Below are 23,749 nucleotides of genomic sequence, written 5' to 3'. Positions count from 1 at the left end.
ATGAACCCACCGGCCGTCGCAGCCAGCGTGCGACAGATAACCTCGACCCCGAACTGATCCCTATACCTATCGATGTAGGCGATCATTTCGTCGTGGGGCGGTCGAGTTCCGCTGCGAAAAAAGCTGATGCCGTCTTCAGAATTTCGTTGGCCCGCTTCAGCTCTCGCACCTCGCGGCGCAGTTCCTTGATCTCTTCCGACTCAGCACTCGACGCGGGGGTGTCACTGCTCACCTCGCTGCGTGCCCTCCTGGACCAGCCGCGCATCGTATGAGGCGAAACCCCCAACTTCTCACCCACTGCCGACGCCGCGGCCCATTCTGAGACGTCACCACCGCGGCGATAATCGTCCATCATTCGCAAGGCCCGCTGCCTGAACTCCGGGCTGTACACATTGGTCATAATCCAATTCTCCTCAATCAACGAATCGGAACGAAACCCAGGACGCTTCAGTCATCACGACTCATGATCGTCTTTGGGGCAGCGGCGGTCAGGTGACCGACCCTGACCATGTAGAGACCGCTCGGAAGCTGCGTGCGACCTTTCAGCAGCGCCAGGGCCTACCCGGCTACGGAGTGACGGTCCAGGGCGGGGACCTGGCAGTGTATGACCAGATCTTTGACATCGAGGTGGCCTAAATGGAGGCGATCAAAGACGTCACCTATTACACGAGTGCGTTGAAAGCACCACGTATTCAAGCTTCTTTCGCTCGCCTGGCTGACACCGGGCGCGCACAGGGCTGGACGTTCGAAGAGTACCTGGCCGCGGTCTTGGAAGCCGAGGTGACGGCTCGGGAAGCATCTGGGGCCGAGATACGACGGAAACGAGCACACTTCCCGTCCATGAAAACAATTGAGGACTTCACCTTCGATCACCAGCCCCACCTGCGCTCAGACGTTCAAGCAGCCACGCGCTCGACCTGGATCCACAACGCGGAGAACATGATCCTTCTCGGCCCACCAGGCACCGGGAAGACTCACATCTCGATCGGGCTCGGCATCGCCGCGACCCGGGCCGGAATCCCGGTCCTGTTCGACACTGCAGCGGGGTGGATCCAGTCGCTGACCACTGCTCACAACACCGGAGACCTGACGAAAGAGCTGCGGCGAATTCGCCGCTACAAGCTCATCATCATCGACGAGCTCGGCTACCTCCCCATCGAACCAGAAGCCGCGAACCTGTTCTTCCAGCTCATCTCAGACCGATACGAGCAATCATCCATCCTGATCACCTCAAACCTCGCTTTCGGGTCCTGGTCCACGATCTTCCACGACGAGACCATTGCGACAGCCATCATCGACCGGCTCGTCCACCACGCCCAAGTCCTGACCACGAAAGGAACCTCCTACCGGATCAGACACCGACAAGAACAACAAACAGTAGACTAAAACTGCTCAGTTTTCGATCGCCGGAAACGCACCAAATTCAACTGCCGCCGACAGAAGCACGTGCATACGTCGACTGGTACGTGCCCTGGTACAACCAGAACCACAAGCACTCCGGGATCGCGTTGTTCTCCCCGGACGAGGTCCACGACGGCACCTGGCGGGAAGCCTGGGCGCGACGTGATGCGACCCAGCAGGCCTACTACGAACGGCACCCCGAACGATTCCGGCGACAACCCTCCACGCCCGCACCAGCCGAGATAGTCGGCATCAACCTGCTCACGCAGAACTCTGAAACTAACACCGACCGACTCCACGTAGCTTGACAATGACCGAACAACCCGGGCGAACGCCTCAACCGAGAAATCCGTCGCCGCACCGACTCCGTGGGAATCTTCCCCAACCGAGAAGCCATCATCCGCCTGGTCGGTGCGGTCCTTGCTGAGCAGACCGATGAATGGGCAGAAGGCCGACGCTACCTCGGCCTGGACATCCTTGCCAGAAGCCGCTTCCAAGCCATAGACAATTCTGGGATCGAGGTGAGCGACGAACACCCACTCGAACTCAGCGCCTAACCCCGAACCAACAAAACGAAGGAACAACCACTACACCACTCAAAGGGACTTGACCAAATTCGGCCGGAATCGACACAGTACGCTGACAACAATCGCGGGTTGCTTGGCTTAAAGGGCTATCAGCGACTTGCTCAACAATTCGTATGCCGAAATTCCACTTTCCATGGAGAAGTTGTCCACCGCAAACTTACGACAAGCTTCAGAAAATGACCCTCTACCCGCCAGTCGAACTTTTTCGGCTAAGGCAATTAGACTTGTTGAGTCCGGAGTCTGGGCGACATATCCACACCCAGGTCCGACCAACTCAGGGTTTGCGGTGAAACCGTTTGTGATGACTGGCGTACCACACGCAAGTGCTTCTGCTGACACCTTCCCAAAACTCTCTTCTCTCGAGAAGTTCATAAAGGCGTCTGCAGCCGAATAGATTTCCGCAAGATCGATGGTGTTTCTCGTGGCAGGTAAGTGAGTTACTGTCTCCGGAAGCACGGTGCCGCTCGGAAGTTCACCGACCAGCACAAGTCGCATGCCTCCTGGTAACACGCTTGCGAGCGCAAGCGCATCTTTCAGACCTTTCGCCACACTCCATCCAGACGCCACTCCCAACAACAGAAACTCGTCTCCCCAGCCATATCTTTCTCGAAGATCTGATTCGCGAAACTTGAAAGTCTCAAGATCTACCCAGTTGTAGATCCGTATTACTGTTTTTGCTGTTGAAAGCAGAGATTTCTGTGCCTCGCTTGTGATCCAGTTCGAGACTCCGACTACGCCTAGCCGCGGAATAGCGGAGAACCACTCCGACTTGTCGGCTCGCATTGTGGCGGTTCTGTCGAAGAACCAGGAGGGAATTGACTGTTTCAGCAATGGGCACTGCCCACAAGATTCCTGCCATCGGGAACACCCAGCTTGGGAGTAGTGGGTGCACTTGCCCGTGTAGAACCATGTGTCGTGGAGAGTGGCAATCGTGGGAATATCCTTCTCAGCCAGATATCCCAGTAACATCGGCAGATTTACAAAGTTCGCGTGAATATTCCCCAACCTGACTACATCAGGTTGGAACTCGTTTATCATAGTAAGAATTTTGGATGTTTCGTTCTCAGACCAATAACCTTGCAATCCGGTCACGCGGGCAAGAAGGGCGTGCGTCTTGATATCCCTCAAAGATCCTACACGAACTGATTCAGTGCTCACGGGCCCCTGCGAGTGGATAGTAAGACATTTGTGCCCCCTGTCCTTCAGACCATCTGAAAGCTCCGCTGTTGTTCTTCCGGTACTTCCGATCGTGTTTACTGCGTTGATTTGGAGAAACTTCATTTGTACCTTTCAGCTAACAGAAGCGCCAATATTTTTGGCTCACACTTCCCAAAAGAATCGGTAGGGGGAATCTGCGCGAATAAGTAGCAGGAAGAGCACAGAAATGACCGCGATGCGTACGATTACGCGATCACGCTGGGAAAAAGAGGAAATAAAATCAGGAATGCTGAGAACCACGAGCAGTGAGAAGTACTGCTGAACCCTCATGAAAGACTGACTAATCAGCGTCATCAGTGCGAATCCTGCGCCAAGGCCAGTCGAGCTCATGTTGAGGTATGCATAGTTGCTTGATTCCAGAATTGATTTTCGGCGTATCAAGAAAGCAATAAAAACTACCCCCATCAAGGTGGTGAATGTTGCGGTACCTCCTATGTCATTTTCAAAAGCGTAGGCGTAGCCGAAGGTCTCCCCCAACGCTCCGGTGGCTGCAAGGACTATGGCGCTACCAACAAGAGTAGAACCGATCAACCACGCACCTCTAACACTTCCATGTGACCGGGGTATCGCGCTAACCGGGTATATCAGAGCGTAGATCAGTGCGGATCGATGGAAGAGAAATCCGATTGCAATGAATAGCGCAAACTTGAGAGGCTTTCTATTGAGCACGCTTGGATAAGAAAGCAGGACGGCAATGACTGTCGCTATGGTCTGTCGGAATCCGGTCAGCGAGAAAAACGAGAAGAATAGAACATAATAAACAACGAAACTAATGAACGGATCAGCGGAGTACCGATAGACCAACCAACCGAATGGGAGTATGAAAACCAGCGACATGACGAAAATCATGACTTGGTAGTTATCGGTGAAAGTCGATACTAGCTTTACAAAAAGCAGGAAACCAGGCTCTGTAGAGTCTCCAACCAGAATGTCGATTGAAAAGAGATTGCCGATAATCTCATTCCAAGTGATGTCGTGGGAGTTGTTGAAGTACCTCTTGTAGGAAATAAATACGTCGCGGCCTCCGATTGATTCATGACGGAGCCCTGACTGAATCGCTAATACCGCAGTAGCTAGAATCACGAAAATTCCCCGGCGCGCAATGAGGGCTTGGTTCTGCAAAATGAAGATATCCGCAGCAATCAGAAAGACAAAGACCGCTAAGTATATGTTCACAGTATTGTCGCCACCTCCTAGCGTGAGTCGGTAGTTGCTTCGGTTAAAAGATCCCGAAGTTCCGTCAGAAAACGCGTATTCAGCTCCATCAAGATCTGACGACTATCCCGCGTATGTGACGCCGCGAAAATGATTGCCCGGGCGAGCTCTTCAGCACTGTCTCCGGACGTATAGACCAGAGCGTCGCCCAATGCCGAGGTTTCCACTGCGTCAAATCGGTCGCAGACCACTGTGAGACCGTTGGCCATATAGGACAGAATTTTCGAAGGGAATGATGTGTTAGCAAAGCTGGAATCGCCGCTTTGTCCAACAATTCCTATCTTGCAAGCTTGCAGATATTCCTCGTACTCAACGCCGCGAAGGAGACCATCGAACGAGATCTTGCATTGAGAACACTTGTTCGAGTCACTGATGCGTTGTCGAAGCATTTTAATCGAATCTTTATCTCCGAAACCGATGATATGTAAACGATATTCGCTTGGCAGGAACTGAGCCGCTTCGACGACGCGGAAGCTTCCCTTGATGCTATCGATGACTCCGGCGTAGACAACCCGTGTTATCTCTTCTTCAGCCTTCACCCCGTTGCCATTGGAGACTCTATAGTTGCCGTGCACTACAACGCGTGGTCGCTTTTTCTTATTGACCGTGCGCTCCAGAAGATCCGTCGAATACAGATACCCATCGGCCCTAGAGATCGAAACTCTCTCTGCCCATCTTGTGCGGCGAGACTTCCTTGTCTGATCTGCATAAATTTCTTCTATCTCGAGGATGAGCCGAAACCCCCGGATAAGATGCGCAATTTCTACCAGAATATTGTAACCGAGCGAGTGATAAACAATGACGTTCTCGCCGCGCTTTGCGCCTCTAACTAGGAAGCTGAATACCTGCCACTTTCCGTAGAGAACGCTCGTAACTCTACGAAACTTGTTGCCCCACCGAAGACTTGGAAATAGACGCAGATACACGCCAGGGCGAACCTCAGTAACTTTTCCCGGCCGCCGAGTTGTTCCTCTGGTGATGCTCGCGGACACAATCTCAACCTCGTAGCCAAGCTCAGTTAGCACGTCCATGATGTAGTCCATTTTGTCCGTCGCAGCAGGCACCGAGCCCCTCATTTCGCCACGGTTTTCCGGTGTGTCATAGTATCCGACGTACAGAATTCTCTTCGTCGCTGAATCGCTTTTTGCTGTTTCCATTGAGTATCTATCCTTAGGCGGGGGTTCCGTTACACCGGTTTACCCACACGTACTTGTCTCCTCCGTATAGATCTTTCTCATTGTGACAATTTGCGCTGGGTGAGCGATATACCGCATCGGGAATATCGACAGAGCAGTTAGCTGAGTTAAGCATTATCGATGTCCGGACGGGGTGCTGGAGATTCGCCAGCGAGGCGTTTCAAATAGGATTCGAGCTTTGGAAGCTCAGTCTCGAGATTGTGATTCTCTCGCCCCAGGTTCCAGCCGCTACGGGCGAACTCCAGCCGTAAATCACGGTCCGTCATGAGGTCTTGAACCTGCTGTTCAAGATCATCCCTCGGCGTTGAAACCATCGCCGCTCCTCTCATTTTGAGGTAACTGGCTGAAGCTTGCCCCGTCGCAGCTCTTAGAAGTATTGGGCGACCCGCCTCAAGGTATTCGACAATCTTTGTCGAGAACGAGTGGCGGACAGTTTGCCTGCCTTTCACATCTGTCGGTTCAACCAGAACCAAGATGTCTGACTCTTCGAACACTCTCCTGAGCTTATCCGGCGACACTGGGGAGTGCAGACGAATGGATCGACAACAGTTGAAACTCCTCTGCATCCTGCGCGAGAGCGGGGTCATGGTGTAAATATCCAGTCGGCCATTGTGCCCTAACTCAGATGCTCTATCCAAAGCGCGCCCGATTTCACATAATGACTTCCATCTACCGTTCCCGACATTTCCTGCGTAGGTGAAAACAATTTGATCTCCCCTAGCTGTATCATCGGGCGCTGGCGGCTGTAGGCCAGAGAAGTCTCCAAGCTTGGTAAGAACACTGCATTCCACGCCAAGTGCCTCTGAGTAGTCCACTTTTTGAGTGTCGGAGATGACGTAGAGACGGTCACATTGTCTTATCACCTGTCGAATCAACCGTCGGCTACCAATACGTCGCGCCCAAAATAAGGGAGAGATGGAAAGCCGACGCAAGGAATAGACATCGTCCGAGACGTACGCAACCAAGGGGGCTCCTGTGCGTTCACGGAGGTGAAGTGTAAGCCTGTTCATGTGAGCACTAGCATAAAGCGGAACAAACAGAAGGTCTGGCGCGAACTCATCGATAAAAGCATCGAGCTCTGCTGACTTCCAAGGGCCAACCCACCAAAGTAGGGCTTCTAAATTGCGACCGACCATTATCCCAACAGTGCTCTTCCTTAGAAGACGAGTGAACCGCTCGACGGTAGTCCTTGAGGGAGCCGGCTTATAGGCTTCGGGCTGTTCTGGCAGGATCTCCCTCCCTGAACTGGAAGATCGCCCCAACGTTGACGCCAGCAATGAATCAGCTGTTATTTGGAAGGACCGCCTGACGTATTTTGGATCCGGGCTGCCTGAGCTACAGAAGATGCTCGCAATCTCCACGTCTCTCATGACACCGAAAACAGACGAGTAGCTACTACCAAAACTATTCTCGGAGGACCAAGGCGCTTTCGATGGAATGAGGATCCGCAAGGTGTAGACCTTCCTAGAGAGGGATATATCGAATTTTCTCGGGTACCGAATTTGACTCTAAACCAAGACCATCATCCTGAGAATCAGGTGCAAATCGGTACTCCCTATTGCAACGTTGACGAGAGTTTAGGGATACGGGCCTGACACCGTGTCCACACGCGAAATCTATAGAACCGTCAACAAGTTAGCTCCAGCGTCTTGGTCTAAAATATCCTCGCTCGGTAGTCGAGAGGACGAACTTGAACAGGACAATCCCAACGATCACAAGGAAAATAACACCTCTAAGGAGAAGAGATATCCAATCCTCCCCTACGACAAGGCGCCCTATTAGCCAGGATAAGAACGTTGCAAAGATCATCCAAGGTACGATTTTGAGGTATACCGACGTAAAGAATGATCCCATGCGTAGACCTAGATGCTTCTTGTAAATGTAGATCATGTAGCTAATTCTTCCAACAGCGTTACCGAAACAGACTGCACACGCGGCCCCCAAAGCGCCCCAGGATGAAACGAGAAAGAACGACAGAGGTAAGCTGAGTCCAGATGCTATAAGACTCGCAAAAGCGACGTTTCGGATTCTGCCGGACGCGATCAAAGACGTCTCTGCTACATGCATAGTTGCCGTAACGACAGCAGGAAAGATGAGAATTGCCGCCACCATAAAACTGTCTGCAAGCGGGCCAACCCAAAGTCGCATAAACTGCGGACCAAGTAGCATAAAACCTGAGGCAATAGTTCCCAGGAGGAAGAACTGGAGCCTTCCCACCCGCTCAAGGAGGGCCTGTAACTCGTCCCGAGATCGTTCGCCAGCGACGGTTAGGCGTGTTACGCGAGGCAGCAGGAGACCATTGATTCCACTGGCTATTGAAAAAATATAGCCTTCAACCGTAATGGCGAGCGAGAACAGCGCAACCTGGTGGGCGCCTGCGAGCCCCGCTAGAATGGAAGGCTGCACATTAATAATAAGACGTTGGGAGATAGAGATGACAGTGACCCAAACACTGAATCCCAGCACCATTCGCAAGTCCCTAAATGAATTGCTCCGCCAATCTGGCCGGATACTGGTCGCACGTAGCGCTGCTCGCAACTTGACCAACGTAACCAGTAGACCGCCTGCGACGTTAGCTGCCACCACCCCAAAAAGTCCGAAGCCGGACCAAAGAGCATAAACCATAAACACGAGAGTCAAAACCTTCTGAAGGAGATCGAGACTCTTCAGCTGCACAAACTTCTCATTCGCGAGCAGTATTCCATCGATTGGGCGTAGCGGGAAGATTACAACGCTATAAAGTCCGAATACGGCGAGAACTGATTGGAACTGCTCGATCTGGTCAGAATCTAGAGATGAGTATAGTTTATCGGAAAAAAAATATAAGAAAGTCAATCCTACTGCGAGGATTATTGTGAGGAGAACAAAAACTTTAAAGACAACAGTGAGTAGCCTTTGCTCTCCCTCAATATCACCTTTGGCTTTATAAAGCGTAAGAAAGCGAGAGGTTGCCGCGCCGAGCCCGAGATCTAGGGCCACGAGACTTACGACTGACAAGACGAGCGAATAGACCGCGTATTCGTTCGTGCCTATCGTTCTGATCATCCATGGCGTGTATAGCAAGCCGGACACGACGCCAAACCCAACGGTGAGGTAAGAGAGTAGGGCTGCGTTCCGCAGCCCCCCTGAACTCACGATTTACGCCCTGTTCGACGAGCAGGTGAGTTGGCACGCAAGCGACGTACCCATCTTCGCAGAATCGGGGCTGGGTTCTCACCATACATAATTCGCCGGACCAAACTTTCAACTTTTCGTCCCTTACCTCCCCAGAACGTCCGTCCCATAAGTTTGTCGACCTGTCTGTTGTAAGAGAGATCTTCAGTCACATACTGCGGATGCTTTAAGTGACCGTGGAATTCGTGCAGGGGAAGGTCGTATAGGAAGCGCGATGCCCGTGGGACTTTCTTAAGGGAATCAGTCGTGTTAGCTCCGTCGGGACCCACCCCTATGTTGCTCATTAAGTTGACTCTAGGAACGATAATCAACCTTGAATGGAGAATATCTCCCACACCAAGGGGGTAACTCCAAGACGTTAGACGTTCGCCTGCTTCAATTCTAGCCTTGAGCTTCTCACCTCTTTTGAGTAGCCCTGTTCCTGTCTTCCGTCGCTTTAGGTAGTCACGTATTAGACGAATCGCGTATGGATCATCCAGAAACTCTAAATCTTGATCAACGGAGGTCCATGTCCGCTTCCAAGTTGCCCAGCCTGCGATCGAGCCTACGCGTGAGAACAAGTAGTCAAAAGATGTCCCATCATATGCCCCGAGATGGTTCATTCCGGTGATCATGCCGACCCGTTGGTCATCCTTGTAGCGGTCAAGCAGTTCCGTGCAGAAAGGGAAGAAGTCCTGAGCAGGGACACAGTCATCCTCTAGGATGATCAATCGGTCAACAGTGGAGAAAGCCAATGTCAATCCGCTCGCAACTCGCCGGCCGGTGCCGAGATTCTGTTCAGCAAAGTCACGATGAACCGTGCATTCCCAGTCGATCGCACTCACGATCTCCCGACACTCTCGTACTTTACGCTCGTCAGCCTGATTACCTGAGCGCGGTCCATCTTGAATAAGAAAGAGTTCACGAGGTTGCGCGTCTCGAATTGTGGCAAATGTACGCGCTAACGGACCTGGACGATTGAAGAATATGAGCGCAACCGGCGCAGTTGTCCCGTCATATGGCAGCATCGTTTTCCCCTATTCTCGAGCCTTCCGTCATTCCACCATGGGATAAAATCGAAAGGCTCCCTGTGCTAGTGGACTGATAGGCGGATTCAGTCCTACTTTCCGGCCGACTCACTTAACTCTCGGCATCATTAGTCCCGCTGCCGTTGCGTGGCTATGCACTCGGGAGAGCAAGAATCGCAAAGTGCGGATAGAAGTATCTCTAATTGAGTACTCGACAGGAATAGTACTTACTGCGCCAGATTCCAGCTGGATTCTGGCCGAAGCGATTACGGAATCAGGTTCTAGTCCCGTTGTAATAATACTTCCGGAGTCCAGAGCTTCTGGTCTTTCAATAAAGCTCCTCAGAGTGAGCGCAGGGAAGCCCAAAATACTTGATTCCTCGCTAATGGTACCACTGTCAGACAGGACGAGCTTCGACTCAACTTGTAGTTTGATGTAATCGTGAAAGCCGAACGGTTTATGGAATGTAATGTTCGGCTCATCGGAGACGCCAAGCCCTTCGAGTCGACTACGTGTCCGCGGATGAGTGGAAACTAGTACTGGCAGACGGAACTCATCGCGCATAGCTCGAAGGGTGTCGACTGCTTGAGAAAGGCGTTCCGGGTTATCGACATTCTCCTCGCGATGAAGACTGACCAAGAAATAACCGCGGGACTTCAGATTCAAGACATCCAAAATCCTGCTCTTCTTGATCTGACTACGGTTCTGCTCCAATACCTCTCGCATGGGTGAGCCGGTAAGGAGAATGCGCGACGGGTGTATACCTTCCCCGAGCAAGTTCCTTCGTCCATGTTCCGTGTATACGAGGTTATAGTCAGAGATATGGTCGAGGAGCCTGCGGTTCGTTTCCTCCGGAACATTCTCATCAAATGATCTGTTGCCGGCCTCCATGTGGAATACGGGGACCTTTAGACGCTTAGCTATGACTGCAGAAACGCAACTGTTTGTGTCGCCCAACACCAAAAATGCATCTGGCTTTTCGCTAATTAAGACTTTCTCCGTTGCTGAGATAATCGAGCCCAGCGTTGATCCGAGGGAACTGGTATCGGCATTCAGGAAATAGTCGGGCTGCCGCAATCCAAAGTCGTCAAAGAAGACTTCGTTTAACTCGTAGTCGTAGTTCTGCCCCGTGTGGACAAGAATATGATCAGTATGCTGATCGAGCAACTTGATTGTTGCTGAAAGGCGAATAATTTCTGGCCGCGTACCAACAACAGTCATGACTTTAAGCTTATTCATACTGGATCATACTTTCTCAGGTACGGTATCTGGGTTCATTGGGTCGAACAATTCATCGCTCCAAAAGTGCATATAGAGCGTGCCTGCGCCGACATTCGTAAGGTTGTGCACCCAGCCGGTTGGCATGTCGATAGCGACAGGATTACTGCTATCAACCCGAAACTCTATGACCCTGTCGGTAAACATCTTACGGAGGCGTATTGTTGCCGATCCAGACAAGATCGAGAAGCGTTCTATTTTCCTGCGATGGTAATGATCTCCTCGACTAATACCAGCAGCAGTCGTAGATATCGACGATTGTCCAGTACCACCGTGACTTCTAACCACCTCGAAGAAGGCGCCTCTATGATCGCTGTGTTTAGTAAGGGTAATAGGAAGCTTCGCGACGGGCCCCTCAGCGATGAAGGATCGGTAGGTATTAAAGAGATCCTTTCGGAGTTTCGTAGAGATATTTGGAATATCTCCACTCGAGTAGGTCGCCGAGATCTCCTCCAAGATGCTCAATATGTCAGCGACAGTTGACGTTTGAAGTCGTTGCGCCGCCACGCTCTCATCAACGACACCAATTAGCCAATCCGCAGCATCCTGCGCGTGTAACAGTGTGAGCTCTCGATCCTGATGCACCGTCGGCGCCCCTTCACCCGATGCCAATAGATGACAGAAGGTGGCGATGACAGAGTTGTAGTACGGTCGCCCATGCTCGCCAAAAATGTTTGGCAATAGTACTGAGCGGAAGCGCGTCCCGCGCGACTCACACACGCGTTCAAGCGTCTTCGCGGCTTCATCCTTAGCCCGGCCGTAGACATTTCCAGAAAGCGCTTGAATTGAATTTGCATACACCACCTCAACTGGAGGGTTTTTGCAGGAGACGAGCGCTTCCGCAATCTGGTCTGAGAATAATCGGTTTCCGTCGGAGACCTCTTCATCAGAGCCGCGATTTACGCCAGCTAGGTGGATGAGTATTTCGGTGCCTTCGAGGGTCTTGACAGTCGGTTCTTTGTCAAAAGATTCTCCGACTGGGATGCTTTCGTAACTTGCACCGTGAGAGTGGAGCGCAAGTCGCGTGTGCCAACCGAGGAAACCATTCGTGCCTGTAATCGCGAACTTTTTGTGCATGAGATTCATCATCGTTCCTTAGGCGCGACTCCGGCTTTATGCAAATCCCTTCGAATTTCGGGAATCGTCAGGAGTAGCTCTTCGACTTCCGAGACATCCATTCTCTCCACATTGTGCGAGTCATAATCCTCGTATTCAGACTGTTCAACATTGCCTTCATTGAGGAACAGGTCATAGTTAAGATCTCTGGAATCCGCGGCGATACGGAAATAATCACCGCGATCCTCTGCTCGAGACAGTTCTTCTCTGGTTGCCAATGCTTCAGAAACTTTCTCGGCGTGACGCGTCCCGATCACATCAATTCCAACGTCGGACTTGAAGAGATTAATCAGCGCTTGGGCGAGGTCCGAAATCGTGCAAGCGCGCGCCTTCTTGATGAATAAATCACTTTGCTTGGCGTTGTGGAATGCGTAGTCAACAAGGTCAACTGAGTCCGCAAGGGACATCATGAATCTAGTCATTCCGGGGTTTGTCACGGTGAGGTTCTTTCCCTGTCGAATCAGGTTGACAAACAACGGAATCACCGACCCTCGCGAGTACATAACATTCCCGTAGCGCACCAGAGAGACAGTGGTACTCGCGTTAGGGTTATTGAGGCCGTGCGACTGTGCCACTTTCTCCATCATCGCTTTAGACTGTCCCATCGCATTAACTGGATAGACGGCCTTATCAGTGGAAAGACAAACAAGAGATCGAACACCATTGTCCTCGCAAGCTTGAACCACATTGTTGCTGCCGACGATATTTGTGCGTACGGCTTCCATCGGAAAGAACTCACACGAGGGAACCTGCTTCAAAGCTGCGGCATGGAAGACATAATCGACATCCCGGCTCGCTCGCCGAACGCTATCAATGTCTCTCACATCACCAACATAAAATCGCACCCTGTGGTCGGCAAGCTCATGACGCATCGCGTCCTGTTTTGCTTCATCTCTACTGAGTATGCGAATTTCTTTGACATTATTTTGCAGGAGCTTCTTAGTCACGGTGTGGCCGAAGGAACCAGTACCACCCGTAATTAGGAGTGTCTTGCCTTCATAATTAGAATTGTCGGTCATTCCTTTTTCCTTCTGCCGGTTGGGCGTAACATTGTGTACGTTGACATTTGGATGCCAGAGCATCGACGATTCCTCCGAGGGACTGGATTTCAAAGGGCTCAGCTTTGAGGAGACGTTCAGTGCCCCTTGCAGCTTCTTTCTGCCAATCTGGCAGCCTGCTCTAGCGCTCGCCACGATAGGTTCTTTCTACTTCGCCAAGACTTTGAACGATATTAAACTCACTGTTTTTGACGAGATCGCATTGTTCTTCTCGAGATTCGATGGATCTGGCGTCTGCTAGAAGTGCTTCAGCCCAAACTACATTTGAAGCATTTAGCGATAGCGAGCGCACATGTCGACTAACTACGACATTCTTAGGAACGGTGTCTGACATGACTACAGGTAGGCCTGCGGCTTGCGCTTCAACAACACTCACCCCAAAACCCTCATATAGCGAGGGAAAGACCATGACATCGAACATTCCTAAGAGTTCCGCAATATCACTTCGCACGCCGAGAAACCGCACACTGTCGTAGATCCCTAACCCTTCAGCATAGATTTCCATCTCCCTACGGAGACCTCCGTCGCCAACTAGCACCAGTCGAGCATCCGCCGCTCTACTTGTTACTTCCTTGAATACATCCAATATTCGCCGGTGGTTCTTCACAACACGGAAGTTACCCACATGCCCGATGACAATGCCGTCGCCAAGTTCATGCTGAGCCCGCAGAATTTGGGAACGCTCGCTTGAGAATCGAAAACTCTCAACATCGATGCCATTAGGGACGATTTGAACCTGCTTTTGACCAAACATCCAGCGCGCGGCGTCGGGCGAGCACGCCATGCGGTCAGAGGCGATGTATCTCAATGGCCATCGCGCAAATCGCTTCAGGACGTCCTTCGCTGTTGAACGCCCCCCGGCAGTGTGGCTGTGAGCAATGGTTCTACGCCCCTTCATTCTGGCTAATGTTAGAAAAATAAACGCTGGCGAGGTGTGGTGTGCGTGGACCACCGTCCATTCGGGATGAGATTCCAAAAGCCGATTCCATTGTCTGATGTATCCAAAGACATTAGATATTGGCCTTTGAACGCGATATATTCTCCCACCTAGGCTGCGAATTTCGGATTCGTGAGCATACTCTTCGCATCTTTCCTCAACAACAAAGTCGAACTGAACTTGTTCTCTGTCAATTTTTCGGTACCAGTTCATGACAACTTGTTCGGCACCACCTCTGTCGAGGCTAGAGAATACCTGGAGCACACGTCGCGGATGATTTGCCTCGCTCACACTCCGCCTCCCGTCGCGGATATGGGTTTCAAACGGAGGCAATGTGCAGATTGAAAAGAACTTAGCAAACCGTGATCAAATCGGTTGTTGGAAGAAAGCCCCAAGAAATTTGAACTTAGAAGCTGAATGCCATCGAGAGTACCGTGCGGCCGAATCACTTGCGCTCACTAAAGGCGAAGATCGGCATCTGAGAGTGCACACTTTATGTCGTAGAGCACATGACCATCGTTCTTGCCAAACCTTCGAACACCGTTGGACCCAAGCTCGACATAATGTTTGTGCGCTACGGCGAGCACGACCGCGTCGTATGAGTCCAACTCTGGGTCGCTTACCAATGAGATCCCATACTCTCCGAATGCCTCAACGGGATTAGCCCAAGGATCGTGCACGTCCACCTGCATGCCATACTCAGACAATTCTGCAATGACGTCGATAACTCGCGTGTTTCGCAAGTCGGGCGTATTTTCTTTGAAAGTCAGTCCGAGAATTAGGACCCGGGAATCTCTGACCGGAATTCCCTCTTTGGTCATCTTCTTGATGAGCTGGGTCGCTACGTAGATTCCCATCGAATCATTCAGACGGCGCCCAGCCAAGATAATTTCCGGATGATACCCCACTGACTGTGCCTTATGGGTTAAGTAATACGGGTCGACTCCAATGCAGTGCCCACCAACGAGGCCCGGACGGAATGGCAAGAAGTTCCATTTAGAGCCAGCGGCAAGTAGTACCTCCTCAGTGTCGATCCCGAGTTTGTCGAATAGAACTGCTAACTCATTAACCAGAGCAATATTTACATCTCGTTGTGTGTTCTCGATAACCTTCGCAGCTTCTGCCACACGAATAGACGACGCTTTGTAGGTACCGGCGGCGACGACCATTCGATAGAGTTCGTCGACGAAATCAGCAACGTCCGGAGTTGATCCGGATGTCACCTTCACAATTGTGGTGAATCGATTGACCTTGTCACCGGGATTGATTCGCTCTGGGCTGTACCCAACAAAGAAATCAACATTGAACTTGAGGCCGCTCTCACGTTCGAGAACTGGTACGCAGTCTTCTTCAGTAGCGCCAGGGTAAACTGTTGATTCGAAAACTACCACGTCTCCCCGCTTAAGGTGCTGACCTACGGTGGAAGCGGCGGAAAGAAGTGGCTTGAGGTCGGGCTGCTTGTGCTCGTTGATTGGCGTCGGCGCGGTCACGATAAAAACATTCGCTCGGTCAAGATCAACTGGGTCCGAACTAAACTCCAATTGTTCTGCATTGGCAAGCTCGTGGCTCTCGACTTCCAGCGTCTTGTCCCGACCCGCGCGGAGCTCGGCAACTCGGGATTCGTTAATGTCGAAGCCGGTTACTGGGAACTTCTTGGCGAATTCAACCGCTAGCGGGAGGCCGACATATCCAAGACCAATAACCGCTATGCTGACATCCGAAATCTTCATGCGACACCTTCAGTTTCGTTCATTTGCTTAAACCACGCTATAGTTTTGGCGATTCCTTCTTCCAGAGCCACTGGTTGCACTTCCGGGAACAATTCCAGGACACGGCTACTGTCTGCCTGTGAAGCTCTAATATCGCCAGTACGTGCATCAGAGTGTTCTCGCGAGATTGGCTTCCCGAGTTGAAGTTCGATCTCTGCCAACAACGCAAGCAATGTAGTGTTCGTTCCATAAGCCAGGTTGACCGGCTCGACACTATGAGTTTGGTTCTTAACTGCTGTCGCGAGGACTTCACATACTGTCTCTACATAAGTGAAATCTCGTGACTGCAAGCCGTCTCCATGGACTGTTACTGGACTATCGTTCAGAGCGGCGTCGAGGAACTTAGGGATTACTGCAGCATAGGCGTGATCTGCGGCTTGCCCAGGTCCGAAAACGTTAAAAAACCTGAACGCAAGAGTCTTTAGTCCGTATGCATACTGGTACGCGATCGCGTACCCCTCGGTCGCGAGCTTGCTAACGGCGTAAGGGCTCATCGGGCGGATCCAGTCGTATTCGCTCTTCGGCAGGTTGGGATTGGAGCCGTAAACCGAGCTCGAAGATGCTACGACTACATGACCCACCTTCGCTTGACGAGCTGCCTCCAGCACGTTGAGAGTTCCCGTGGCATTTGCAGCGTGCGAGGCGACGGGATTCGCTATCGACCGTGGGACACTCGGAATCGCGGCAAGGTGGACAATGGAATCGACGTTTTCTGCTGCTCCGGCAAGAGCGTCGTAGTCGAGAACGCTCGCTCGGATGAGTTGGACGTCGGTGCCGTTCAGATTGCTTTCGAATCCGGTGCTGAGATCATCGATGATCCGAACATCGGTATCTGCAGAATGCCTATTGATGTGCTTCGCCAGATTTGACCCGATGAAGCCGGCACCGCCAGTGATCAGAACTCTCATGATTTCCTGTTCGTAACGTTCGGCTGCTCGAGTCGAACAACATGTTCGGAGACAGCTCTTCCTTCGATTATCTCCGCAAGTCCCTGCCAGATAGACTCAGGCTTGAACTCAGTGCGCACTCGCTCGTAAGCTCGCTGTCCCATCTCACGTGCGAGTTCCGGCGTAGCAGCGAACTGATTGATTCTTCTAGTCAAAGCAACGCTGTCGTCGATATCGACCTGGTACCCTGTCTCTCCGTCCAAGACCGAATCTGTTGCTCCAGTGGCGCGCGTCGTAATTGTCGGCACGCGCGCGGAAGCCGCCTCCAGGACGACGTTTGGAAACCCTTCTCGACGTGTGGGTAACACGAGCGTGTCAATGACGGAAAGGTACGCCCAGACATCGTTGGTCCACTCAATGAAGATTACTCGCGACTCCTGAGACCCTAGTAGGCCGGCAAGTGCGGTGTCCTCCACCGGACCAATGACAAGTAAACGAACGTGTTCCGCTAGCTCACCACTCGTCATCGCACGTACGAGAGTATCGAAACCCTTGTCTCGGTTGACCCGACCAATGAAACCGACTACGAATGAATCCGCGGATATCCCGAGATCACTCCGAAGCTGACCTGCGTCGGTCGCCGAAACCCGGTCCTCGATCTTCTCGACGTCGACGCCATTACTACTCCCAGAACCGATAAGCCAGGTCTTCTTCGGATTGGTGAGCCGTCGTCGTACAAGCTCACGACCAAGCGATTCGCTGACCACAACGACGTCCGTCGCGAATGTCGTAGAAAGTCGCTCCATCAGCCACAAGACTGGCAGAAGAGGGCCATCGACGCCTTCGAGCCGAAGCCCCCGAACGACGTAGACACGACGAGGGACGCGGGTCAGCCAAGCCGCAAAACCTCCAAGAAGACCCGCCTTTGGAGTACCTACATTCGTTGCGTCGGGAGAAAGCCGACGCAGTAAGCGGATCCAGCACCATAGAGAAAACGGATCTTGCACAAGGGAGATCCCCCGTCGCATCGACAAGGGTTCGAAATTAACGCCTTCGCGCCTCGATGCAGCGAGGGCTTTATCATCCGGATCCGATACGAGGGTGACCTTCCATCCCCTCGTCGAGAACCACTGAAGCTGCCCTTTTAGGAGAGAATATGCACTGACTCCAACGGTTACGCCATAGACAATAGATCTGGATCCGTCTAACCTTCGCTTCTTCGTCACCATTGTCCGTGGTCCGCCTTATCGATGACTATAGAAGGAGCAACGTTCGTGACTACTAATTCGGCTGTAGTTCTCGATCCTCCTCCCATCGCCAAGACCTCTGGAGCGACGTCGCCACCGAATTCGTAGCCGCGTACGTCCCCCTTCAAAATCATCGCGGCCCTCCATTCTCCATCAATGTTTGTGTAGCCCTCGGACACTTCTTGCTCGCGACGATAAGAGATGCGCCCATGCGGTCTACGCTGTTGGCCTAGACGCAGGCAACGACCTGACGCGCAACCTTCGGATCGAAGCGAGGCGCGGAATTCGACTACCTTCATGCGATTTGCGTGCATGCTCATGACCCTTCGTTCAGATTCTGGCACGATATGCAGGGAAAAAATCTGACGTCTCCTGGTTCCGTTCCTTCGACAGCTGGCTATAAGCCACTAGATCGTGAATTCGCTTACCGAGATAGAAACCGCTCAATGTCGAGCCGAACTTTCGTTTGAACTTGAAAAGGCTGTCTTCGCTTGAAGCGCTTCGTCCCCCACCTAAATGCACGAGCTTGTATCGATGTTCGATCCCCCAAAGCGCGACCTCATGCAAAATGCTGGTCGTGGGCGATACATCAGAGTACTGGTAATCGGAGCCCGAGAGATGATAGTGGATCCGGTCCGGGCCTAAGAGAAATATTGCCGCGGCTATTAGCTTATTTTCAAAGTAAGCCTTCGCGAATAGGACCTTGTCCCCCATTCTGTCAGCTAAGCCTTCGAAATACTCCTGGTCGAAAAGGTAAAAGTCCGCAGCGCGATTTCGCTTCATCGTACTCTCGTAGAGAGATACAAACTCCTGCAGGGACTTTGGCCGATCGAGGGTGACTTCGATTCCTAAACTCAAGTTTTTACGCGCCCTCCAACGGGTCTTTTTGTCAAACTCCCGAAGCAGAACATCCTCACCACGCAAGTCGACGACTACGGTCTGTCGGTTAAGAGAAAGATCGTAAAGAGATCCGAATGTGGATACTCCAGAATCCAACGGGCTAAAGCGCACAAGTTCGCTGACAATGCCCTCGTTCCGACAATAGGTACGAAACTCCTCGTCGAAAACACTGACTAGCTCCTTCAACCGTGACCTATCCGGGCACGATAGGATCATAGGCTCGCCATAACCGTAGGGAGTTATGATGTCAGATCGGTCCTCGACAATGTCCGAGGTTACCGGTCTCCTGACGTACGAATACTGCACGCTTCCTAAATCATGCTTGAGCCTGAACTTTTCAGGTGTCCCGCCGTCCAGCTGGGCATGTAGCTCCAAGTACTCATCACCGAAATAAACGTCTGGATTTGTAGCCCCAAATTCTGCAGCGATGCTTGTCATTCGACCTCAGCCTTCTGTGGACCTGTTGAAGACCGAAATTCGCTCCTCAGGAGCGAGTACATCACAACCGAATGGCGGGCTCCACCTTTGAAAATCCGAGCACGCAGGACTCCCTCCTGAACGAAGCCTAAGCTCTTAAAGAGAGCTCTCGACGCCCGATTACCTTCAAGAACATCCGCCACTGCGACCTCGAGCCCCAGTTCGTCAAACATGTACCTGAGGAGCAGATTTAAAGCCTTACGACCGATTCCCCGCCCTCGGCTCCCCGGGACAAGCTTTATATTTACCGTCCCAGTCCGGTTCTTGAAATCGACAGGGTCGATCCGAACCATTCCAGCTGGGCTACCTTCGTATTCGACCATAAATCGAAACTCGTGCGGCTGGATATTCCTGATCCACCTATCCTGGGAGGCAAGGGAAACCGGTCCAGACCAACCAATCACTGAAGATTCCAAATCGGGGTCAGCCAGCATCGCGTAAAGCGTGTCCGCGTCGGATGGTTCTACCGCCCTGAGCACTAAGCTGCGGTCATACAGATTCATTCGAGGGACCCCTTCTCTTTAGTGTCCAAGCTCCGGTGGACATCAAAATCCTGCACTGTCCCTTCTTCGCGGATAGTAACGCCGTTCCTAGACGCAACCTTGCGAATAGTACGAAGCAGGATGGCAACGTCCATGCGCACACTCAAACCCTCAACGTACGCAATGTCCAACCCGAACCTATCCTCCCACTGGAGCGCGTTGCGGCCACTGATTTGAGCAAGGCCTGTTATGCCGGGGCGTACTTGATGCCGTTGTCGTTCGACCTCCGAATAAAAGTCGAGATATTTGACCGTTAATGGTCGTGGGCCTATGAACGACATCTCTCCCTTGAGAATATTCAGAAGCTGGGGCAGCTCATCGAGTGATGACGACCGAAGGAATTTTCCTAGGACTGTGACGCGATCTCGGTCGGGGCCAGTACCTTCGACCATCGTTCGAAACTTAAGTAGCGTGAAAAGACGCTCGTTCTGGCCCGGCCTTACTTGTCTAAAAAGCACTGGACTTCCCATACTTACGCGAATCGTCAGCGCGACCCCCGCGAACACTGGAGCGAGAATAACGATACCAGCGAGGGCTCCAAGCACATCAAAGAGCCTCTTACCATGATCGCGGTAGATCTGGGTTTTGGGCTCTGTTTGGTCCGTAACTTTGCGAATACTCGACATCACGCCCACCCTCATTTCCAAAGTTCACTTAAAAGAGCTCCAATGCGATCCCTGCTGGCAGGGGACAGACTCGAACCGCTGGGCAGGGATACTCCTGCACGAAATAACGACTCACCCGCACCGTCAACAAATCGTCTGTGAACACTAAAAATCGGTTGGACGTGCATCGGTTTCCAAAGGGGCCGAGCCTCTATGTCTTCGTCTGAAAGAGCCGAAACGACAGCTTCCCGATCAAGAACGGCAACGTCGCTGTCGATCAGCAATGAGGTCAACCACCAATTGTCGTGTGTCCAATCATCGTCTATACCGGACGGCTCTCCAAAGATACAAACTCCCCGAAGATCCTCTACTAGCCTGGTATAGAACTGTCGGTTCTCCCGTCGAATTCGCATCATTTCGTCTAATCGAGATAGTTGAGCCCTTCCGATAGCCGCTAGCAGATTAGACATACGGTAGTTGTATCCGATGTCGGTGTGCTCGTAGTGAAGGACAGGCTGTCTTGCCTGAGTCGCCAGGTAGCGCACATGCTGAGCAAGATCGGCATCGTCCGTGAGGAGAGCGCCTCCCCCGGAGGTCGTCATAATCTTGTTGCCGTTGAAGGACACCGCTGCGACATCGCCATAAGCCGCCGACGATCGCCCCTTGTACCTGGCGCCCAGCGACTCAGCTGCATCGGACAGGACGACCGCTCCGAACTCGCGGGCGATGACTCCGATCCGATCGTGGTCGACCACCTTGCCGAGCAGGTCGACTGGAACAACAGCCTTGACTGTCTTACCTTCAGACCGAAGCGTCTCGAACGCTGTGCGAAGGAGATCCGGATCCATATTCCCTGTCTCGTCGCAGTCAACGAAGATGGGCTCGGCTCCGGTATAGGTGATGGCATTCGCTGTGGCAGCAAATGTCATGGTCGACGTGAGGACCAAGTCCCCCGGAACAACACCGAGTGCGAGGAGGCCGAGGTGAATGGCAGCCGTGCCGGAGGACAGTGCGACGGCATACTTGCGATCGCAGTAGGCCGCAAGCTCCTCTTCGAACGCGTCGACCTCAGGCCCGAGCGGGGCGATCCAGCCCGAGCGGAAGGCCCGCACGATGGCGTCCTCCTCGAGCTGTGTCACGTCGGGAGGAGAAAGATAGATCCGGTCGGTCAACTGTTCACTGCCTTAGCAGTAGCTTCAGTGGACGCCTCGTGGATTTCGCCCACCGCACGAATTGTCGCTGTTGTCTGAAGATCGTCATTGAGCAGCGCGAGAACGGATTCTCTGTCAACGGGGTGTTCAGGCACATCCACTGGGGCGAGTTCAGGCACTCGCACGGTGCTGATGAGGGGGTGCTCGCTGGGTCGGCTGCGCTCCGACGAGCTGAAGAGAACCTCGTGGAGCTTCTCTCCTGCCCTCAGCCCCGTGTAATTGATCTGGATGTCCTTTCCGGATTCGGCGATGAGCCTTTCGGCGACATCGACGATCTTGACGGGATCTCCCATATCAAGGACCAGCACCTCACCGGGGTTACCGATGGCGCCGGCCTGGAGGACGAGCTCGCAGGCTTCGGGGATGGTCATAAAGAACCGGGTGACATCCGGGTCGGTGACCGTCACCGGTCCCCCGCGCTCGATCTGAGCCCGGAACGTGTAAAGCACGGAGCCGCGTGAGCCGAGGACATTGCCGAAGCGGACGGAGAGGTACGTGAGCCCACCATCTTGCGCATGCCACGATGTCAGGCGCTCAGCGAACCGCTTCGTGATGCCGAGGACGCTCGTGGCATCCGCTGCCTTGTCCGTCGAGATGTTAACGAAGTGCTCAACACCAGACTTTCGGGCGGCAGCGAGGACGTTACGGGTGCCAAGAGTGTTTGTCTTCCAACCCTCGAGCGGGTAGCGCTCGAGCATCGGCAGATGCTTGAGGGCGGCTGCATGGAAGACGACTTCGGGCTGGTGGTAGTCAAAGACCGCTTCCAGGGCGTCAGGCTCTCGAATATCGCAGAGGACGATGTCGTCGCTGTCGAGAAGGCCATCGCCATCAATCGACAGGCGCACGGCGTGGAGCTCGGATTCGTCACGGTCGAGAAGGACCAGCTTCTCGGGGCCCAGCCGGTGCAGCTGACGGGCGAGCTCGGAGCCGATGGAGCCACCGGCTCCAGTGATGAGGACGCGCTTGCCCATGACGTAGTCCGCGATCGACCGAACATCTGTCTCGATGGGCCGCCGGCCCAGGAGGTCGGCAACGTTGAACTGGCGCAGCCGGTCGAGGCTGACTCGCCCACCGATCATCTCCCGCACAGTCGGGATGACGACGAGGTCGAGGCCGTGGGCCGTGCACTCGCGCGAGACCTTTTGAACGAGCTTCGCCGGTGCCTGGCTGATGGCGAGGATGACGGTCTTCGCGCCCAGGCGCTCTGCGAGGTCGATGAGGTTATCGCCCGTGCCGAGCACGCGATAGTCGCGGACCCTCAGCATCTGCTTGCCGCGGCTGTCATCGACGAAACCGAGGATTCGGTAGGGCGCCTCTGCTGCGTGATCGACGAGCTGAGCGACCTGGCGGCCGGCTTCGCCGGCGCCGTAGATGAGGACAGGCACTGCGGCTTCAGCAACAGCCTTATTCATGTGCGAGCGCTGGACGAAGAGTCGGTACACGCCGCGGAAGGCTCCCATGGAGATGAGGGCCAGCGGGGGCATGACAATCGGCAGAGCGCGGGGAAAGTCGGTGATGAAGGCCGAGAGCAGGAGACCGACGGGGAACACGATGAAAAGCGTGGTGGCGGCGACCCCGACGACCTCATCGAAGCTTGCAACGCGATTACGACCCCTGAGGTAATTCGAGAATACAAAGCTCGACGTGTGGATACCGATCGCGAGGATCGTGAAGCTCACTGCCCACGCCCACTGGGGATCGCTCAGTCCGAAGTCATACCGGAGCGTCGTCACCGTAAGGAGCGCCAGCAGCCACGCGAGCGCGTCAACTCCCAGGAGAACAGAAACCTTCAGTCGCAGCGGCAGCTCATGGAGCCGCTCGTTTATCGGTGCTTTACGCACTGATCACCCCTCACACCTACGACTATCTTCGGACACGTTCAGGCTAATCCCAGGTTCAGACGAAACTCAACCAGATATTGCTA

20 protein-coding genes and 1 pseudogene are annotated in these 23,749 nt (G+C 53.1%); 3 read left to right on the top strand and 18 right to left on the bottom strand.

Annotated features, from left to right (window positions below; all coding sequences use genetic code 11):
* Window positions 1-82: 82 nt before the first annotated feature.
* Complete coding sequence (locus H7E91_RS02900) at window positions 83-400, bottom strand: transposase (RefSeq protein ID WP_182353587.1); 318 nt, start codon at window positions 398-400, stop codon at window positions 83-85.
* Between the two features lie 92 nt (window positions 401-492).
* Between H7E91_RS02900 and H7E91_RS02895 the strand changes: the two genes are divergently transcribed.
* The 3 genes and pseudogenes from H7E91_RS02895 to H7E91_RS02885 form a co-directional block, all read left to right on the top strand.
* Complete coding sequence (locus H7E91_RS02895) at window positions 493-636, top strand: hypothetical protein (protein ID WP_182353586.1); 144 nt, start codon at window positions 493-495, stop codon at window positions 634-636.
* A complete protein-coding gene (gene istB, locus H7E91_RS02890; RefSeq protein ID WP_182353585.1) occupies window positions 637-1,386 on the top strand; it encodes an IS21-like element helper ATPase IstB in 750 nt (249 codons plus the stop codon). It begins immediately after the preceding gene.
* A 332-nt stretch (window positions 1,387-1,718) separates the two neighbouring features.
* Window positions 1,719-1,958 (top strand): annotated as a pseudogene (locus H7E91_RS02885) (transposase); the annotation flags it as partial.
* A gap of 108 nt (window positions 1,959-2,066) precedes the next feature.
* On the opposite strand, the gene H7E91_RS02880 reads toward H7E91_RS02885, so the two are convergent.
* The 17 genes from H7E91_RS02880 to H7E91_RS02800 all read right to left on the bottom strand — a co-directional run bounded on the left by H7E91_RS02880 (window position 2,067) and on the right by H7E91_RS02800 (window position 23,666).
* Window positions 2,067-3,269, bottom strand: a complete 1,203-nt coding sequence (locus tag H7E91_RS02880; protein WP_182353584.1) for a glycosyltransferase — start codon at window positions 3,267-3,269, stop codon at window positions 2,067-2,069.
* A 39-nt stretch (window positions 3,270-3,308) separates the two neighbouring features.
* The gene (locus H7E91_RS02875; protein ID WP_182353583.1) at window positions 3,309-4,382 is read right to left on the bottom strand and encodes an EpsG family protein; all 1,074 of its coding nucleotides are present in this window, start codon (window positions 4,380-4,382) and stop codon (window positions 3,309-3,311) included.
* Window positions 4,383-4,399: 17 nt separating this feature from the next.
* A complete protein-coding gene (locus tag H7E91_RS02870; protein ID WP_182353582.1) occupies window positions 4,400-5,578 on the bottom strand; it encodes a glycosyltransferase in 1,179 nt (392 codons plus the stop codon).
* A gap of 146 nt (window positions 5,579-5,724) precedes the next feature.
* The gene (locus H7E91_RS12205) at window positions 5,725-6,183 is read right to left on the bottom strand and encodes a glycosyltransferase family protein (protein ID WP_422111028.1); all 459 of its coding nucleotides are present in this window, start codon (window positions 6,181-6,183) and stop codon (window positions 5,725-5,727) included.
* Between the two features lie 1,069 nt (window positions 6,184-7,252).
* On the bottom strand, window positions 7,253-8,662 hold the full coding sequence (locus tag H7E91_RS02860) for a lipopolysaccharide biosynthesis protein (protein ID WP_182353580.1): 1,410 nt from the start codon (window positions 8,660-8,662) through the stop codon (window positions 7,253-7,255).
* Window positions 8,663-9,906: 1,244 nt separating this feature from the next.
* The gene (gene wecB, locus H7E91_RS02855) at window positions 9,907-11,037 is read right to left on the bottom strand and encodes a non-hydrolyzing UDP-N-acetylglucosamine 2-epimerase (protein WP_182353579.1); all 1,131 of its coding nucleotides are present in this window, start codon (window positions 11,035-11,037) and stop codon (window positions 9,907-9,909) included.
* Between the two features lie 6 nt (window positions 11,038-11,043).
* A complete protein-coding gene (locus H7E91_RS02850; protein ID WP_206680335.1) occupies window positions 11,044-12,165 on the bottom strand; it encodes a polysaccharide biosynthesis C-terminal domain-containing protein in 1,122 nt (373 codons plus the stop codon).
* Window positions 12,162-13,211 carry a polysaccharide biosynthesis protein gene (locus H7E91_RS02845; RefSeq protein ID WP_182353578.1) on the bottom strand — a complete coding sequence of 350 codons (1,050 nt, stop codon included), beginning with the start codon at window positions 13,209-13,211 and terminating at the stop codon, window positions 12,162-12,164. The genes H7E91_RS02850 and H7E91_RS02845 overlap by 4 nt, the downstream gene beginning before the upstream one ends.
* Window positions 13,212-13,371: 160 nt before the next feature.
* Window positions 13,372-14,478, bottom strand: a complete 1,107-nt coding sequence (locus H7E91_RS02840) for a glycosyltransferase (RefSeq protein ID WP_182353577.1) — start codon at window positions 14,476-14,478, stop codon at window positions 13,372-13,374.
* Between the two features lie 167 nt (window positions 14,479-14,645).
* Complete coding sequence (tviB, locus tag H7E91_RS02835; protein WP_182353576.1) at window positions 14,646-15,917, bottom strand: Vi polysaccharide biosynthesis UDP-N-acetylglucosamine C-6 dehydrogenase TviB; 1,272 nt, start codon at window positions 15,915-15,917, stop codon at window positions 14,646-14,648.
* Window positions 15,914-16,864 (bottom strand): NAD-dependent epimerase/dehydratase family protein, encoded by a 951-nt coding sequence (locus H7E91_RS02830; protein ID WP_182353575.1) that lies wholly within the window; start codon window positions 16,862-16,864, stop codon window positions 15,914-15,916. Before H7E91_RS02830 ends, tviB begins: the two co-directional genes overlap by 4 nt.
* Window positions 16,861-18,072, bottom strand: coding sequence for a glycosyltransferase family 4 protein (locus tag H7E91_RS02825; RefSeq protein WP_182353574.1), 1,212 nt, complete (start codon window positions 18,070-18,072; stop codon window positions 16,861-16,863). Before H7E91_RS02825 ends, H7E91_RS02830 begins: the two co-directional genes overlap by 4 nt.
* 348 nt (window positions 18,073-18,420) lie before the next feature.
* Window positions 18,421-19,428 (bottom strand): peptidoglycan bridge formation glycyltransferase FemA/FemB family protein, encoded by a 1,008-nt coding sequence (locus H7E91_RS02820; RefSeq protein WP_182353573.1) that lies wholly within the window; start codon window positions 19,426-19,428, stop codon window positions 18,421-18,423.
* Window positions 19,425-19,970, bottom strand: coding sequence for a GNAT family N-acetyltransferase (locus H7E91_RS02815; protein ID WP_182353572.1), 546 nt, complete (start codon window positions 19,968-19,970; stop codon window positions 19,425-19,427). Before H7E91_RS02815 ends, H7E91_RS02820 begins: the two co-directional genes overlap by 4 nt.
* The gene (locus H7E91_RS02810; RefSeq protein WP_194309101.1) at window positions 19,967-20,635 is read right to left on the bottom strand and encodes a sugar transferase; all 669 of its coding nucleotides are present in this window, start codon (window positions 20,633-20,635) and stop codon (window positions 19,967-19,969) included. The genes H7E91_RS02815 and H7E91_RS02810 overlap by 4 nt, the downstream gene beginning before the upstream one ends.
* Before the next feature lie 11 nt (window positions 20,636-20,646).
* The gene (locus H7E91_RS02805) at window positions 20,647-21,753 is read right to left on the bottom strand and encodes an aminotransferase class I/II-fold pyridoxal phosphate-dependent enzyme (RefSeq protein WP_206680334.1); all 1,107 of its coding nucleotides are present in this window, start codon (window positions 21,751-21,753) and stop codon (window positions 20,647-20,649) included.
* 29 nt (window positions 21,754-21,782) lie between these two features.
* Window positions 21,783-23,666, bottom strand: coding sequence for a polysaccharide biosynthesis protein (locus H7E91_RS02800; RefSeq protein WP_206680333.1), 1,884 nt, complete (start codon window positions 23,664-23,666; stop codon window positions 21,783-21,785).
* Window positions 23,667-23,749: the final 83 nt, after the last annotated feature.

Origin of the sequence: Flaviflexus huanghaiensis (assembly GCF_014118685.1) — a bacterium.
GTDB lineage: Bacteria > Actinomycetota > Actinomycetes > Actinomycetales > Actinomycetaceae > Flaviflexus > Flaviflexus huanghaiensis.
This window is presented reverse-complemented; position numbering and strand designations above follow the sequence as displayed.